The sequence below is a fragment of the Kitasatospora sp. NPDC024654 genome (genome assembly GCF_055559155.1).
In genome coordinates, this window is record NZ_JBVHLF010000064.1 from 1 (window position 1) to 15,613 (window position 15,613).

At 73.4% G+C, this 15,613-nt stretch carries 18 protein-coding genes; 9 read left to right on the plus strand and 9 right to left on the minus strand.

Annotation, left to right across the window (positions count from 1 at the left end):
* Nucleotides 1–583: 583 nt before the first annotated feature.
* From ACZ38L_RS28735 to ACZ38L_RS28760, 6 genes are all read right to left on the minus strand, one after another.
* Entirely contained in the window at nt 584–1,519 is a 936-nt protein-coding gene (locus ACZ38L_RS28735) for an MBL fold metallo-hydrolase (RefSeq protein WP_465698616.1), read from the minus strand.
* Nucleotides 1,520–1,544: 25 nt separating this feature from the next.
* A complete protein-coding gene (locus ACZ38L_RS28740; protein ID WP_465698618.1) occupies nt 1,545–2,774 on the minus strand; it encodes an MFS transporter in 1,230 nt (409 codons plus the stop codon).
* Between the two features lie 84 nt (nt 2,775–2,858).
* Nucleotides 2,859–3,437: a TetR/AcrR family transcriptional regulator gene (locus tag ACZ38L_RS28745; RefSeq protein ID WP_465698620.1), complete on the minus strand. Its 579-nt coding sequence runs from the start codon at nt 3,435–3,437 to the stop codon at nt 2,859–2,861.
* 582 nt (nt 3,438–4,019) lie between these two features.
* Nucleotides 4,020–4,340: a helix-turn-helix domain-containing protein gene (locus tag ACZ38L_RS28750; protein ID WP_465698622.1), complete on the minus strand. Its 321-nt coding sequence runs from the start codon at nt 4,338–4,340 to the stop codon at nt 4,020–4,022.
* Nucleotides 4,327–4,689 carry a response regulator transcription factor gene (locus tag ACZ38L_RS28755; protein ID WP_465698624.1) on the minus strand — a complete coding sequence of 121 codons (363 nt, stop codon included), beginning with the start codon at nt 4,687–4,689 and terminating at the stop codon, nt 4,327–4,329. Before ACZ38L_RS28755 ends, ACZ38L_RS28750 begins: the two co-directional genes overlap by 14 nt.
* An 81-nt stretch (nt 4,690–4,770) precedes the next feature.
* Nucleotides 4,771–4,977: a hypothetical protein gene (locus ACZ38L_RS28760; protein WP_465698626.1), complete on the minus strand. Its 207-nt coding sequence runs from the start codon at nt 4,975–4,977 to the stop codon at nt 4,771–4,773.
* 142 nt (nt 4,978–5,119) lie between these two features.
* Here ACZ38L_RS28760 and ACZ38L_RS28765 point away from each other — a divergent pair, with 142 nt between their 5' ends.
* Both ACZ38L_RS28765 and ACZ38L_RS28770 read left to right on the plus strand, forming a co-directional pair.
* Nucleotides 5,120–6,175 (plus strand): helix-turn-helix transcriptional regulator, encoded by a 1,056-nt coding sequence (locus ACZ38L_RS28765; protein ID WP_465698628.1) that lies wholly within the window; start codon nt 5,120–5,122, stop codon nt 6,173–6,175.
* A 122-nt stretch (nt 6,176–6,297) separates the two neighbouring features.
* Entirely contained in the window at nt 6,298–6,783 is a 486-nt protein-coding gene (locus tag ACZ38L_RS28770; protein ID WP_465698630.1) for a hypothetical protein, read from the plus strand.
* A 105-nt stretch (nt 6,784–6,888) separates the two neighbouring features.
* Here ACZ38L_RS28770 and ACZ38L_RS28775 read toward each other — a convergent pair whose 3' ends face one another.
* Nucleotides 6,889–7,143 carry a hypothetical protein gene (locus tag ACZ38L_RS28775; RefSeq protein ID WP_465698632.1) on the minus strand — a complete coding sequence of 85 codons (255 nt, stop codon included), beginning with the start codon at nt 7,141–7,143 and terminating at the stop codon, nt 6,889–6,891.
* A gap of 233 nt (nt 7,144–7,376) precedes the next feature.
* Here ACZ38L_RS28775 and ACZ38L_RS28780 point away from each other — a divergent pair, with 233 nt between their 5' ends.
* The 6 genes from ACZ38L_RS28780 (at nt 7,377) to ACZ38L_RS28805 (ending at nt 13,059) form a co-directional block, all read left to right on the plus strand.
* On the plus strand, nt 7,377–7,784 hold the full coding sequence (locus tag ACZ38L_RS28780; RefSeq protein ID WP_465698634.1) for a hypothetical protein: 408 nt from the start codon (nt 7,377–7,379) through the stop codon (nt 7,782–7,784).
* A 163-nt stretch (nt 7,785–7,947) separates the two neighbouring features.
* Nucleotides 7,948–8,475, plus strand: a complete 528-nt coding sequence (locus tag ACZ38L_RS28785) for a hypothetical protein (protein ID WP_465698636.1) — start codon at nt 7,948–7,950, stop codon at nt 8,473–8,475.
* A gap of 179 nt (nt 8,476–8,654) precedes the next feature.
* A complete protein-coding gene (locus ACZ38L_RS28790; protein ID WP_465698638.1) occupies nt 8,655–9,596 on the plus strand; it encodes a hypothetical protein in 942 nt (313 codons plus the stop codon).
* Between the two features lie 297 nt (nt 9,597–9,893).
* Entirely contained in the window at nt 9,894–11,258 is a 1,365-nt protein-coding gene (locus ACZ38L_RS28795; protein WP_465698640.1) for an FAD-binding oxidoreductase, read from the plus strand.
* Between the two features lie 278 nt (nt 11,259–11,536).
* Entirely contained in the window at nt 11,537–11,866 is a 330-nt protein-coding gene (locus ACZ38L_RS28800) for a hypothetical protein (RefSeq protein WP_465698643.1), read from the plus strand.
* A gap of 239 nt (nt 11,867–12,105) precedes the next feature.
* Nucleotides 12,106–13,059, plus strand: coding sequence for a DUF1906 domain-containing protein (locus ACZ38L_RS28805; RefSeq protein WP_465698645.1), 954 nt, complete (start codon nt 12,106–12,108; stop codon nt 13,057–13,059).
* 14 nt (nt 13,060–13,073) lie between these two features.
* Here the strand turns inward: ACZ38L_RS28805 and ACZ38L_RS28810 are convergent, their stop codons facing one another.
* The gene (locus ACZ38L_RS28810) at nt 13,074–13,478 is read right to left on the minus strand and encodes a nuclear transport factor 2 family protein (RefSeq protein ID WP_465698647.1); all 405 of its coding nucleotides are present in this window, start codon (nt 13,476–13,478) and stop codon (nt 13,074–13,076) included.
* Between the two features lie 43 nt (nt 13,479–13,521).
* On the minus strand, nt 13,522–14,451 hold the full coding sequence (locus ACZ38L_RS28815) for a zinc-binding dehydrogenase (protein ID WP_465698649.1): 930 nt from the start codon (nt 14,449–14,451) through the stop codon (nt 13,522–13,524).
* A 114-nt stretch (nt 14,452–14,565) separates the two neighbouring features.
* On the opposite strand from ACZ38L_RS28815, the gene ACZ38L_RS28820 reads away from it, so the two are divergent.
* Nucleotides 14,566–15,522, plus strand: a complete 957-nt coding sequence (locus ACZ38L_RS28820; protein WP_465698651.1) for a LysR family transcriptional regulator — start codon at nt 14,566–14,568, stop codon at nt 15,520–15,522.
* Nucleotides 15,523–15,613 lie beyond the last annotated feature (91 nt).

Genomic DNA, 15,613 nt, shown 5'->3' on the forward strand with positions numbered 1-15,613 from the left:
TGGACCCTAGACAAGTCCCATCGTTGCAGGTCAGGAGCACTTTTCTCTTTTCTGATCACCCATCGGACAGCAGTCGCCGTGAAAGCCCGAGGCTAGATGACGAGAAGTCAGCAGGAAAACGGGTGCGCTCCGAGCACCGGGCCCGCTAGGCCGGAGGGCTACTGCTCGCAGTGCCTGCACGGAGGGCTTTGGGTCGGTCCTGGCAAGCAGGCCGGTGATTGCCAGGGGAGGCCGCTCATTGCTGAGCGAGCGAGGGGGGAGATGTTCCCACTTCGTGACTGATAGCGCATCAGTGACGAGTGGGGGGCTCGGGCACGCCACCCCACCGCGAGGCCGGCGGACGGACCCCACCCGACGGTGGGCGTCGTGGTCAACGCCCGCCCGGAGCACGGCGCATCGCCGGCCTGGTGGTCAAGGCGTCAGGCGACCCAGCTCGGTGGGATCCGGCGCGGTGCCGGAACGGGATGGGGTGTCGCCGTCCACCTTGGTCGGTGGGGTGGGCGGCGACGCTCCGTCGTGTTGTGAGGGTGAGTCACGTGGTGCCCCCGCGACGGCCCGTGCCGGTGGTGGCGGGGGGGCGGCCTCAGGCCGTGGTGGGTGGGACCTCGGTGTCGTGCTCGGCGAGCAGGCGGTAGCGTCCGTTCTCCCGGCGGACGGTGCCGGCGGTGGGCCGCGGGAAGTGGGTGCCCAGGAGCAGGGCGTCGGTGGCGGCGAGGTCGTCGAGCAGGCGGCTCCGGGTGCGGAGCGCCTGGGCGGGGTCGATGTCGACGCAGCTGGTCACGTGGGGATGGGACAGCTGCACGGGGTGGTGGATGCTGTCGCCGGTGATCAGCGCCCGGCGGTCGCTGCCGCGCAGTTCCACGGCGACCTGCCCCGGGGTGTGGCCCGGTGCCGGGACCAGAAGGATGCCCGGGGCCACTTCGCGTCCGTGCTCGGGCACGTCGACGAGGTCGTACTGTCCGTTGTCGCGAACGGGGCGGACGGAGTCGCGGAACATCTGGCTGCGGGCCTCGTCCAACTCGGTGGTGGCCCAGTGGTCCCATTCGGTGCGGCTGGTGAGGTAGCGGGCGTTGGGGAACGTCGGGGCCCAGTCGTCGTCGACGAGGTGGGTGTTCCAGCCGACGTGGTCGGTGTGCAGGTGGGTGGTGATCACCAGGTCCACGGACTCGGGCGGGAAGCCCGCCGCCGCCAGGCGCTCCAGGAAGTCGGTGTCGAGACCGTGCCAGGCCGGGTTGGCGCGGGTCTTGGCGTTGCCGATGCCGGTGTCGACGACGATCAGCAGGCCGCCCGCCTCCACCGCGAAGCTGTGGCTCGCCAGGCGGGGCGCGTCGGCGTCGGCGAAGTCGGGGCGCAGCCAAGACGCTTCGTCCAGCACCTCCTTGGTGGCCTGGGGCAGCAGCCACGGCCCGGTCTGCGGTGGCAGTTCGATCTCGTCGATGCGGCGTACGGCGATGTCGCCGAGGTTCCATGCCGGACCGGCGGTGGAGGGTGCGGTCTGGCGGGTCGTGCCGGTGTTCATCGGTGGGTCCTTTGCGGGGGGGGCGTCAGGCGGTGGCGGGCCGCCGCGTGGTGCGGGCGAGCCTGGTCAGGCCGATCAGGGTCAGCAGGATGACCGTCACGGCGTACAGCGACACGGCGGTCTGGAGGCCGTACAGACTGGTCAGCAGGCCGGCGAGGACCGCGGGGACGCTCATGGCGAGGTAGCTGAGCACGTAGTACGCGGCGAGCGTTCCGGCGCGTTCGCCGGGTGCGGCCGGGGGCAGCAGCAGGCGCAGGGCGCCCTGGCCGACGGCTCCGAAGCCCGCGCCCGCCAGGGCGGTGCCGGCGAACAGGGCGAGGAGGCTGTGCAGGTGCGGTCCGCTCAGGGTCAGCAGGGCCCCCGGGATCAGGGCCGCGGTGCCGGCGAGGCTCACGGTGCGGGCGGCCAGCGGCCGTGCGGCGTGGACGGCGAGGCCGGCTGTGGCGGTCAGGGTGAAGAAGACCAGGCCGCCGGTGGCCCGTGCGGCGTGCGGGGCGATGAGCCGGGCGAGTGAGGGGCCGAGGGAGGAGTAGAAGCCGCCCAGCGCCCAGGCGGCGATGATGCCGGGCGCGGCGAGCACCATGGCCGGGCGGGAGGCGGGCGCGATGCTGACGCCGGGGCGCAGCGAGTGCCATGCGCCGGGGTGGGGGTGTGCGGTCTCGGTGGTGAGGAGGACCGCGGCGGCCTGCGCGGCGAACAGCACGAGCAGCAGGAGGTAGACGGTGCGGGTGGGGGCGGGGGCGTACTGGGTGAGGGCGGTGGAGACCAGGACGCCGGCCGCCATGCCGGCCACGGGGGTGGTGCTGTTGGCGAGCGTCGCCCGGCCCGGGCGGTCGGGGTCCTCGAAGTCGAGCAGGGCGGCCCCGGCGGCACTGGTGGCCACGCCGGTGGCCAGGCCCTGCAGGATCCGGGCGGCGATCAGCGCCGGTACCCCCTGGGCGGTGGCGAAGAGGGCCATCGCGGCGGCTTCCGCGAGCAGCGCGCCGACGAGTACGGGGCGTCGGCCCAGGTGGTCCGAGAGCGTTCCCGCGGCGAGCAGTGCCACCAGCAGGGCGAGCGCGTAGGCGCTGAACACGACGGTGACCGTCATGGCCGAGAAGTGCCACGCGGCCTGGTAGAGGGCGTAGAGCGGGGTCGGCGCGCTGGAGGCGGCCAGCAGGCCGACGAGGACGGAGGCGTGGAGGGTGAAGGCGCTGCGGCGGCCCAGCACGGGGAGGCGGCGGAGACGGGACGACGGGGCTGTGACGCTGGGCATGAGCACCTCTGGGCCTTAAGGCAAACACTTTGCTTTAAGTGAAGAGTAGCAGTCCCCAGCCCCCAAAACGCAACTTCTTAGCTTTTAGTGCGAGGGGGGAGTGTGTGTCCGGCTGAGCGCCGCCTCCACGAGGTGGTCGGTATAAGCGGTGGACAGGTCCGAAGGGCGGAACAGGATGCGGTACATCAGGGGGGAGACGACGACGTCCAGCAGGGTCTCCACGTCGGGCACGGCCTCACCGCGTCCGGCGGCGCGCACGCCGATGGCCTTCAGCTGCTCGGCGGCGTAGTCGGAGCAGCGGGCCGCGTTGCCCTGTTCCGGGTCGCCCAGCAGGGCGTCCCGGATGTAGGTACGGCCCGCCGGTGAGGAAATCTCCTCGGCGAACTGCTCCGCCCAGGCCGCCAGGTCGGCCCGCAGGCTGCCGTGGTCGGCCGGTGCGGTGTCGGGTCGCAGCCGCTCGACGGCCACGTCGGACAGCAGTTCCCGCAAATCTCCCCAGCGCCGGTAGACGGTGGACGGCGTGACCCCCGCGCGGGCGGCGATCAGGGGCACGGTGAGCGCGTCCCGGCCCAGCTCCGCCTCGAGATCTCGGACGGCCTGGTGTACGGACTGCTGGACGCGCGCGCTGCGCCCGCCGGGGCGTGCGGCTGCTCGGGCACTCATGGGTACAGCTTAACGCGAAGAAGTTGCGTCGTGATGCCTGGGCACCCTCGGCCCGCGGAGACCGCAGGAGCACCCGGCCTCCGCGGCGGGTCCCCGAAGTCCCGCGACGGGTCGGAACGAATCCCGGGCATCGCGGCGGACCGGACGCCGGCGGCCGGCCGGGCGCCACTGCCGAACCCCGGGCCCACCTGATCCCACCGGTCGCCCTGCCGCATCCCAAATCCGTTGGCTGGCAGGGTTCTTGGCGCGTCGCACCGAGTCAACCCGTCACCGCGGTCCGAACGGCCTCCCGCGCGTCCGGGCGCGGCAGGACGCGGAGCGGGACGTGCCTGGTTCCGTGAGCACGTGACAGTGCTGGGACTGTCGGTGTTCCCGCGGGGTCTGCGGTGCTGCTGCGGACGGGAGTTGCCCGGTGCATGCTGGAGGCACCCCCGGTTTCCTTGCCGGGGCCGGAGGCCGGGGCAGCGGACTTCTGCGCAGTCGACCGTTGCCCCGGGCACGGCCGTCAGCGCTCGACGCGGCCACCCGGGAGGGGTCCAGCGCCGGCCCGCACTCCGAACGGCCGGGAACCCTGACGAACACTCAAGTGGCGCGGTCGAAGGTCCGCGAGCCCTGGTGCACGGCGCCGCGGTGTCCGGTGCCCGGCCGCAGGTGGGTCTTCGGGGCGGTGAGCCGCAGTTGGGCGCCCAGGGCCACGCCGAGCTGGAACCGGTTGTCCACGCCGAGCCGGTCCATCAGCGAGCGCAGGATGTTGGTCACGGTCCGTGGGCTGATGCCCAGCCGGTGGGCCGCGCTGGAGTCCGTGTGACCGGCCATCAGCAGCGAGATGAGCTTGCGCTGCCGCTCGTCGAGGGTGACCGGGCAGGGAGCGCCGGCCGGGGCGTCCGGTTCACCCGCCGGCACCCCCTGCGGCGTCCCGCACACCGCTCCACCGCCGTGCCTCGGGGGCGGGCGTCTGGTGCTCGAAGCGTCCATCGTGGTCTCCCTCTGCTCTGTGTGGTGGACGGGCGTCGCGGGGAGCGAACGGGTGGGGCGGCACCGCGCACCCCAGCCGGACCGCCAGGAGCGCCAGCTGGACGCGGTTGGCGGCTCCGCTCTTGTCGCGCAGCCGGCGAGCGTAGGTGTCGACGGTGTGTGGGCTGATCCCCAGCCGGCGCGCGATGACCTGGTAGGTCGCGCCCTCCGCCAGATGGGTGAGGATCTCCCGTTCGCGGGGGCTGAACGCCGGCGGGGGCGGGGTCTCGAACGACATGGTGGCCTCTCGGTCTACTCGGTCCACGAGGTGAGCGCGCGCCGGAGGTGGGCGGTGCGACCGGATGGCGCGACCGCCGGCTCAGCCGCCCCAGGAGCTGTCGTCGCACCGGAAGTGGCGGGGGCAGTTGAACCGCGCGCCCCGGTCCGCGGCGGCCAGCACCGAGGTCCGCTGCGTCGGGTGGGGGGTGGCCGCGGCGGCGGTGACGGCCGGAGCAGCCCCGATGACGAGCACGGCGGTGACCGCCGTGGTGTTGACGATCCGCTTGAGCAAGGTGAGTCGCTGCATGGGATTCTCCAGGTGGGTTCCGGAGCCCCAGGGGCAGGGGCTCGTTCGGTCACCTGTGAAGCGTCGCTCGCTGCCTATCCTGACTGCCATGGGTCAAACGCTTCACCAAAGTGCCAAACACCAAAATGACAGGTGGGCAGAAGTGGACAAAGTGCAGGCAAACAGCACTTTCTCCCCTGCCGCCCACTTGCAGGAGATCGACCTGGACGTCTACGCCTGGATCGGCAAGCACCGGTCGGTGGACCCGGAGGCGGTCGCCAAGGGGACGGCGCTGGCCGTTCAGGAGGCGACGGACTCGATCGGCCGGCTGATCGCCGCCCGGCTCGTGCACACTACCCCCGAGGATCCGGCGGTGGGCTACGCGGTGGCGCCCGAGACGGCCACCGCCCAGCTCGCCGCACCGATCGAGGAGCGGATCCGCGAGGAGCGGCAGCGGCTGGTCGGGATCCGTGAGGCACTGGTTCGCTACACCCAGGCGTACCACCGCTCCTCGTCGCCCAGCTCGGGCGGTCTTGAGGTGCTGGACAACCTGCAGGACGTGCGCGCGGCGCTGACCCGCGCGGCGGCCAACTGCGCCGAGGAGATGCTCTCCTGCCAGCCCGGTGGTGGCTCCCGGGTCCCCGCGGCGATGCAGGAGGCGATCGACCGGGACCGCGAGATGCTGGAGCGCGGCATCCGGATCCGTACCCTGTACCACCACACCGCCCGGTTCAACGTCCCGAGCCAGGCCTACGTGGCCGCCGCCTCCGTGCTCGGCGCCCAGTACCGGACGGCGCACGAGCTCTTCGGCCGGCTCATCGTCTTCGACCGTGAGCGGGCCTTCATCCCGGTGCAGGACGGCTCGTGGGGTGCGGTGGTGATCAGCGAGCCGTCCACCGTCGGCTACCTGTGCGAGATCTTCGAGCAGACCTGGGAACGCGCCACGCCGTTCGCGGACGCGGCGAGCCAGGGGCTCGGGCAGGTCTCCCGGGAGATCCACGAGACGATCATCCGGCTGCTGGCGGCCGGCCTGAAGGACGAGACCATCGCCCGCCGGCTGGGCATGTCACTGCGCACCGCACGGCGTCACATCGCGGACATCATGGAGCAGTTGAACGCCACCAGCCGGTTCCAGGCCGGGGTCGCGGCGGCGGTCGGCGGTCTGCTGGACGGTGACGATCCGCTGCCGGCGGACGGCCCCGGTAACGTGAACACGTGACTACCGTCGGTCCGCGTGGTGTGGCATGGTTCCCGTACCCCCCATGACCCGGCCAACAGTTCTGGGCGTCCCGGCCGACCCGGGCGAGGTCGGGCGGGGGGACGACACGGGGGAAGCTCGACATGCCGGACACGCAGCATACGGCCGCCGAGGCGGCGGAGCTCCACCATCGGGAACTGGCCCTCTTCCTGGCCGTTCACCACGACCGCTCACCGAGCGTCTTCTGGCCCGAGCACGAGCACCCCGCCTACCGGCCCGACGCCAGCGCGGACCAACTGGGCCTGCTGGCAGCCTGCTTGGGCCGGCTGACCGGCTATGCCGTGCGTACCGTGCGCGGCACCGTCGCGGGCGACTCGGTGCGCTACGCGCCGGTCGACTCGCACGTGATGGTGCACCAGACCGTCGGCGTTGGTGAGTGGTACGTCTCCGGGGCCGGGCCCGCCGCGCCGGTCGCGCTGCAGTGCCGGCTGCGGGCCGGCGAGGTGCTCTACATACCGCCGCGGTGCGCCTGGCGCGCCGATCTCTCCCCGACTTCGCGACATCTGCTCAGCTACCTGGGACCCGACGCGGGATCCGGCCTGATCGACGCGAGCACCGAGGACTTCTGATTCCGGAAGGCCTCGCCGCCCCCGGGACGGCCCGCCCCCACCACCTCGCCGCCGAACACGGCGGGCCCGCGGTCGTGGCCGGCGGGCCCGCCCGGCGCTGACGGTTCAGGCGCCGCTGGCGACCTTGCCGAGGTCGCTCCAACCGCCGTTGCCGTCGCCGCCGTTCCAGGCGTAGACGGTGACGCTGCGGTCCGGGTTGGCGAGCACGTAGTCGGCGTGCCCGTCGCCGGTGAAGTCGGCGAACCGCACCCGGTCGTGGTCGGTGGTCAGCCCGTTGGCGGCCCGGCTGATCAGCTGGTAGTCCCCGTGGTCGTCGCCGCCGGCCGTTGGGGCCCGCGTGTCAGCGGTGGCCGCCGGCAAGGACGCCGCCGCGGCTGATCAGGCCGCCCGTCAGGCCCGGGACGTCGCCGTTCGGCAGAACCAGCGGGAATCGTGGGCCTGTTCACCTGGTAGCACGGGTGGTGCGGGAGAAGCTCCCGGGGAAGCGCAGCCGTCGCACGGGGAGTTCTCCTCCCGACGCAGGAAAATCACCGATCAGCAATGAACGAAGTGCCGGGGCCTGCCATCGGGCCCCAGCCGGCCAAGGAAAGAGAATGCAGCCTCCGCACATCTCCGAGTCGATCTGGTGGCTCGTCTCCGTCGCTGTGACGGTCGTCTACCTGATCACTCTCGTTCCGTTGATGCCGAATCGGAGCTACCGGATCCGGGTGTCTCTCGGCCCGGTCGCCGGGGTCCTCTTCGCCGCCGCGTCGGGGCTCGTGAAGCACATGGGGCCGGGTGAGTTGCCGCCGTTGTACGCCTCCGTGGTCCTGGGAGTTTCGCTGAGTCTGGTGGGGCGGCGGCCGGAGATGCGGACGAAGGTCGCGGACGTGGCGGTGAACGGCCGGAACCGGGGGAACGAGCTGCCCAAGGCGACGCAGGTCCAGGTGATGGCGGTGCTGCTGGCCCGCATGGCGGTCGGGCTGTGGTTCACCGAGGCCGCGGTGGGTCGCGTCCACTGAAAGGTCCGGCGGGCGGGTGTCGGCGGCATGCCGGCGCCCGCCCGTGCCGCGTCCGGTCAACCCGGTGGTGGGTGGGTCAACCCCGGGGTGGAGGGACGGGTCCACCCGGGGGCCAACCCGCGGGCTGACGCCCCGGGCGGGGGTGCGGCGGGAGAGTGGGGGCATGTCCACTACTGAGTACTGCGTGCAGCTGGTGCTGGTCCTTCTGGTCGTTCGGCAGATGAAGGGCGGGCGGCTCGACCTGGTGAGCCTGATCCTCCCGGTCGTGCTGGTCGCCGGCACCGCGTTCTACTACCTGCGTTCCATCCCCACCGCGGGCGGCGACCTCGGACTGGAGGTCGTGCTGGCCGCCGCCGGCATCAGCCTCGGCGTGCTGTGCGGGCTGGCCACCCGGGTGTGGGTCACCGCCGAGGGGGCCTACGCCAAGGCCGGGGCGCTGGCCGCGGTGCTGTGGGTCGGCGGCATCGGCGCGCGGATCGCGTTCGTCCTGGCCGAGCAGCACACCGGCTTCGGCAAGACCGTCACCAACTTCAGCATCGACCAGCACATCACCAGCTCGCAGGCCTGGGTCGCGGCCTTCGTGCTGATGGCCCTCGGCGAGGCCGTGGCCCGCCTGGTCACCATCCGGCTGCGGGCCTACCGCGCCACCACCGCCCGGGCCGCCTCCGGTCCGGCCCTCCAGGCCGCCTGACCGCCCCGCCGTGGCCCGTCGCGGGGGCGGAAACGCTCGTGACGCGGCCGTGACAGTAGGCGTACGACGTACGGATGATCGGGTGGAAGTATTTTCCCTGCGCGACGGACTGAGCCGGGGAAACGGTCAGGGGACGCGACACCACACCAGCACCACGTCGATGTCCTTGGGGGACCATCATGACCATCCAGCGCCCTGCCCTGTCCGCGTCCGCGAAGAAGACCGCCACCGTCGCCGCCCTGCTGCTCGCCGCGACCGGCGCGGCCACCGTCCCCGCATGGGCCGACAACCACCCCGTGACCCCGTGCACGCACGGTTCGGTGACGCTGCCCGGGGAGAGCCCGGTCGCCGGTGGCCCGGCCCACCACGGCTCGCCCACGCTCGCCACGAGCCTGGTCAGGACGACCAGCTCGGCGGGTCGGACCTCCTTCGAGGTCCAGGTCACCGCGACCAACCACACCGGTGCCGGGTACCAGCACGTGACGCTCGTCCCGTCCTTCTTCACCACGCTCGGCGTCATGAACCAGGGCAACACCGTCGTCCAGTGGGTGCACGGCGGTGGCGTGGTCGACCTCCCGACGCGGCCCGGCTGCGACCCGACCGTGTTCGTCGACTCCGCCGCGCTCGACGGCCCGCTGGCGGACGGGCAGTCGGTCAGCTACGACCTGCGGATCACCACGCCCACCACGGTCGCCGAGCAGGTCAAGAACTACTTCCTGGTGGGCACGGAGGGCGCCGCGGACGGCCAGACCGGCCTGACCAGCAACGAGCTCGACCTGATGGGCCAGCTGCCCACCGCGCAGCCCGCCCCCAGCCACCAGCCCACCACCGCGCCGACCCCCGTCCACAAGGCGGCCCCGGCTCCGGCGGCGCACACCTCCGCCCCGGCGGCGCCGGCCGTCACCCCGGCCCCCGTCACCCCCGCGCCCGTCGCGAGCGCCAGCGCCGCTCCGGCCTCCGCCCCGGCCGCCGCGCCGACCCCCGCCACCAGCGACGCCTCGCTGGCCTTCACCGGTGGCGGCGGCAACAGCGGCACCCTGTTCGCCGGTGCCGCCGCCCTGCTCGCCGCCGGCGGCGCGGTGCTGTTCGGCCTCAAGCGCCGTGCGCGGCGCGGAAACTGAGTAATACTCACACACCGGAGCGGATGAGCACCGGGTGCGAACGCGACCGTCCCCGACCGGAACGCTCCGGCCGGGGACGGTCGCGTTCGCGCGGGCGGGTGTGCTCGGGGTCGCGGGACGGACGATCACGGTGACGGGCCGGCCCGGTTCGACCGGGGCGACGGCGGTGCCGCGGCCGGCAGCCGGCGGCGACTGGCGGCGGTCGCGGCGCGGTCGTCTGTCGCCCGGGCCGCCCACGCGGCAGAGTGCAGGGCGGGGGCGGGCGCCAGGCCCGCCCCCGGAGCTGAGGAGGCGGGCGTGGACGAGCTGATCGAGCGGCTGCTCAAGGGGCTGCCGGAGTCGGCGGTGACCGTCGATCCGGAGGTCACCGCGAGCTACCGGCACGACATGGCGGGGTTCTGCGCGGCGGGTGCGCCGGCGGTGGTGGTCTTCCCGTCCACCGTCGAGGAGGTGCAGCACGTGCTGCGGACCGCGACCGAGCTGCGGGTCCCGGCGGTGCCGCAGGGCGCCCGGACCGGGCTGTCGGGCGCGGCCAACGCGGTGGACGGCTGCATCGTGCTGTCGCTGGTGCGGATGGACCGGATCCTTGAGCTGGACGTGGTCAACCGGATCGCGGTGGTCGAGCCCGGGGTGGTCAACGCCGAGCTGTCCCGGGCGGCCGCCGAGCACGGGCTGGCCTACCCGCCGGACCCGTCGAGCTGGGAGTCCTGCACGATCGGCGGCAACATCGGCACCGGCGCGGGCGGGCTGTGCTGCGTCAAGTACGGCGTGACCAGCGAGTACGTGCTCGGCCTGGACGTCGTGCTGGCCGACGGCCGGCTGCTGCGGACCGGCCGGCGGACCGCCAAGGGGGTGGCCGGCTACGACCTGACCCGGCTCTTCGTCGGGTCCGAGGGCACCCTCGGGGTGGTGGTCCGCGCGGTGCTGGCGCTGCGGCCGGCCCCCGCACCGCAGTTGGCGCTGGTGGCCGAGTTCGCCGACACCGACAGCGCCTGCGCGGCGGTCTGCGCGGTGAGCGAGGCGGGGTTCGTGCCGTCGCTGATGGAGCTGATGGACGCGGTGAGCGTGCGGGCGGTGAACCGGATGGCCCGGATGGGCCTGCCGGAGTCGACCCAGGCGCTGCTGCTGGTGGCCTTCGACGGGCCGGAGCGGCTGCGCGAGTTGGCCGAGGTGGGCGAGCTGTGCCGGGCCGCCGGAGCCACCGAGGTGGTCCCGGCCGAGGATCAGGCGGAGTCAGAACTCCTGCTGGCGGCACGGCGGTTGGCGCTGACCGCGTTGGACACGCTGGGCACCACGATGGTCGACGACGTGGCGGTGCCGCGCTCCCGGATGGCGGAGATGATGACCGGAGTGGCCGCGATCGCCGAGCGCTGCGGGCTGACCATCGGCATGGTCTGCCATGCGGGCGACGGCAACACGCACCCGATCGTGGCCTTCGACGCGGCCGATCCGGACCAGGTGGCCCGGGCCGCGGAGTCCTTCGAGGCGATCATGGCGCTGGGTCTGGAACTGGGCGGCACGATCACCGGGGAACACGGCGTCGGGCTGCTCAAACGGGACTGGCTGGCCCGCGAGTTGGGACCGGTCGGCCTGGAGCTGCAAAAGCAGATGAAAGGATTGTTCGACCCGCTGGGAATCCTCAATCCCGGCAAGCTGTTCTGAGCCGTTCCGGACCTCGTGACCAGGGCGTCCGGTCGGGCGGAAGCGGCCTCGGGCGATGGTCGGAGCGGTGCGGTGGCCGACACGTATCGGCTTTCCGGTGTTCCTGGTTTAGAGCCCGGAAGTCACGCGTTCGAGGGAAACGAACCCGGAGCGCTGGCGGGTTCTCGATTTGCTGAGCAAGTCTGTTCTTCGGCGTCGCAGCCCGCAGGGGTTCATCTGGCCGTGAACTCCCGCACCAGTCTTGGCAATTCATTGGTCCAAGCTCCTTGGAGGATTCCATGGCACGCTTCCGCTCGGCCCGCTTGGCCGTCGCTCTCGCCGCCGCTCCGCTCGCCGCAGGTCTGCTCCTCGCTGGTGCCGGCTCGGCCTTCGCCAACAACGGCGCGGGTGCCGACAACGGTTCCAACAGCAGCGTCGTCTCGACCGTGGGCAGTGGCAACGTCTTCGGCACCATCGACGGCAACAACAACTGGACGCAGCAGACCGCCACCGGCGACGGCGCCTCGAACCAGAACAACACCCTCGGGGTGAAGGACAACTCCGGCCTGGTGCTGTCGGGCCAGGGCGACAAGAACGTGCAGGTCCAGTTCGCTCCGATCGGCGGCTGAGGCCGGTTCCGGCCTGACGGGGCGGTCGCGCGCCACCCGGGAAGGCCGGCCCGGCGGCGGAAAGGGTCACCGCACTCCGGGTCCGTGGGCGGTGTCGGCAACGGCACCGCCCACCGGCGTGTCCGCGGACGGCGGGTGGCACCCCCGGTCGGGTGAGCCGGTCCCCCGGAGGGGTGAGCGGCGAGCCGGCCCGGCGCGTCCGACCACCAGTGTGCTCGACAGATCGTCAGGATAGCCCGATGGTCCGCTACCTCCGCCCGGTGCTGCTCTCCGCAGCCGCCCTGACGCTGCTGTTCGCGACCACGGGAACGGCCGCCGGAAACGCCCCGCTCGCCCCCGCCCGCTCGGGCGCCGCATCGAAACACGACCCGAAGTCCGCATCGAGACACCACCCGGGCCCCGCCTCGCAGCATGATCCGAAGCACCGCCCGCACCACCCCGACGGCACCGGTCACGACCGCGACGGCACGGACTACCTCCCGTACTCCGTCTACACGGGCGCCGGCTTCGACGCCTGCAGCGCGCCGCCGCTGGCCGCCATGAAGGCCTGGCGCGGCACCTCCCCGTACGGCGCGGTCGGCATCTACATCAGCGGCCGGCAGCGCGGCTGCGACCAGCCGCTGCTGACCGCCGCCTGGGTCAGCCAGGTCCGCGCCCAGGGCTGGCGGCTGATCCCGACCCACGTCGGCCGGCAGGCACCGTGCGCCGACGTGCCCGGCAAGCCGCAGCGGATCGACCCCGCGCACGCGGTGGAGCAGGGCCGCGAGGAGGCCGCCGAGGCGGTGCTCGGCGCGCAGGCGCTCGGCCTCGGTCAGGGCACCCCGGTCTACCTCGACATGGAGTCCTACGCCTCCGGTGACGCGGCCTGCTCGCGGGCCGTCGTCGACTTCACCGTGGGCTGGACCGAGGGCCTGCACGACGCGGGCTACTGGTCCGGCTACTACTCCAGCGTCGACTCCGGGATCTGCGACCTGGCCACGGCCCAGCGGACCGGTGTCCGGCCGCTGCCGGACGCCGTCTGGTACGCCCGCTGGGACAGCCGGGCGGTGACCGACGGCGGCGGGGTGCTCGGCGACGGCCAGTGGACCGCCCACCAGCGGATGCACCAGTACCACGGCAGCGCCGACGAGACCTACGGCGGAGTGACGCTCACCGTGGACGGCGACCAGCTGGACACCGTGGTGGCCCCCTGAGGACGCCGGAGGGCTCAGCCGGCGGCGAACAGGGTGCGCGCGGCGTGCAGGGTGTCCAGGTACTCCCGGACCGCGACGATCCGCCCCTCGCGCACGGTGAAGACGCCCAGGCACCGGTTGTCGTAGGTCCGCCCGTTGGCCGCCGTGCCGCGGGCGGTCCACTCGCCCACCACCTGCTCGCCGTCGGCCAGCACGCTCCGCAGCGTCACCACCGGTGCGCCGCCGGGCGCGAACAGGGCACCGGCCGCGCCCAGGAAGTCGTTGACGATGGCGTCCCGGCCGGTCCACACTCGGCTGAAGGGGAGGTCGCCCGGGTACTCCCAGGTGGCGTCCTCGGCGAAGCTCTCGGTGATGGTCGCCAGGTCGCCCTCGGCGACGGCGGTGACGTAACGGGTGACCACGGTCCGTGGGTCCAGCATGGTGATCGGTCCTCTCGAAGACGTGTAACGGCAGATGGGTCGACTAGCCGACGGTCAGGACGGCGTTGCCGCGCACCCGGCGGTCGCGCAGGTCGTCCAGGACCTCGGCGGTGTGCCGCCAGCCGCGGACCGTGCCGATCTCCGGGTGCAGCCGGCCCTCCGCGACCAGCCGGACCAGGGTGGCCAGGTCGCGGCCGTCCGGCTGGTCCACGTCCGCGTAGCTGAAGTGCCGCAGGGTGGCGCTCACCGGGCCGGCGAAGAAGTCGAAGAAGTCCAGGGTGGCCGGCTGCCGGCCGGCCTGGCCGAACCAGAGCAGCAGCCCGCGCGGCGCCAGCCGGGCCAGCGCGAGCGGGAGCGCCCGGCCGCCGGTGGACTCCAGCACCACGTCGAACGGCCCGGCCGCCTCGGCGACGTCGCGCACCACCGCGGCGGCCCCCAGCTCGGCCAGCCGGGCCCCGCGCTCGGCCGAGGCGGTCACCGCGGTCAGCTCGGCCCCGGCCGCGGCGGCGAGTTCGGTGAGGTAGTGGCCCACCCCGCCGGACGCGCCGGTGAGCAGCACCCGGCGACCGGTCAGCGGGCCGGCGGCGCGCAACAGGCGCAGCGCGGTCAGGCCGGCCAGCGGCAGCGCGGCGGCCCGGACGGTGTCCACGGTGTCGGGCAGCGCGGCCAGCGCGTCGGTCGGCACCGCGACGTACTCGGCCCACCCGCCGGACGCCGGGTGACCCACTACCCGGGCGCCCACCGCCGGCCCGGAGCCGTCCGGCGCGGACTGCACCACCAGGCCGGCGACGTCCTTGCCGGGCCGCCAGCCGGCGACCGGCCGCTCCAGCTGGAAGGTCTCGCCGCGGTTCACCGAGTACGCCTCGACCTTGACCAGTGCCTGGTCCGGCCGCTGCGCCGGCTCCTCGACCTCGGCCAGCCGCACCGACTTCCCGGTCCGGCCGGTCCGGCCGGTCGCTGTGAACGCCTTCATCGCTCGCTCCCTTGGCTCCGTTCGTTGCCTCCAGCCAACCGCCCGCGGCCGGGGGCGGTCCAACAACCACCGGACCGCCTTGACAACCGACGGTTGTCGGCGAGGATGGCGGTCGTGGATCTCGATCTCGCCCAGGTGCGGGCCTTCGCCGCGACCGCCGAGCACCGCCACTTCGGGCGCGCGGCGGCCGGGTTGGCGATCACTCAGCAGGCGCTCTCGAAGCGGGTGGCCCGGCTGGAGCAGCGGCTGGGCGAGCGACTGTTCGAGCGTGGCACCGGGCCGGTCCGGCTGACCGCGGCGGGCGAGCGGTTCCTCGGTCCGGCGCGGGTCCTGCTGGCCGCCGGGGAGGACGCGCTGGCGGCCGTCGGGGCACGGGCCAGGCCGCTCCGGCTGGACGTCTGGGGGCACCTGTTCGCGCCGCTGCGAACGGTCCGGCAGGGAATGGGCGGGATGGCCGAGTCGGCCGTCGAGGTCGGATCGGGGCGTGATCTGCCGTCCGCGGCCGGGGCGATGCTGCGCGGCGAGGCCGACGCCGGGTTCGGCCGCCACCACGCGCTGTCGGACGGCCGGGACGAGGCGCTGGCGCACCGGCTGGTCCGGCTGGAGCCGGTGGACGCGATCCTCGGCGCGGGCCACCCGCTGGCCGGCGCCGACCAGCTGCGCCCGGCCGATCTGCGGGGCAGCCGGCTGCTCTGCCCGGCGAACGTCGAGCGGCTCGACTTCCTGCGGCGGTTCGCCGAGCGCTTCGAGGTGGCGGTGGAGTCCGGGGAGGCCAACCTCGGCGTCGAACACCTGCTGGCCCGGCTGCGGGCGACCCCGGACGGCTTCTCGCTCCTCCCGGCCGAGGTCCCGCTGCCGGACGGCGCGGCGGGGGCCGGGCTGCGGACCGTCCCGCTGGTGGATCCGGTTCCGCTCTACGCGTGGTCGCTGGTCTGGCCGCGGCGGCAGGCGCACCCGGGGATCGCCGCCCTGCTGCGCGGCTTCGCCGAGGCCGGGCGGCGGCACCGTTGGCTGGAGTACCGGCCGGACCGCGACTGGCTCCCGGAGGCCGACCAGCTCCGGTCGCACTGAGCCGCTCGTCTCACCTGGCCCGAAGCTGCTGACACCGCCCAGGTCGGAGCGCCAGAATCGAACGACGCCGTACCGCTACCCGCCGGTAGCA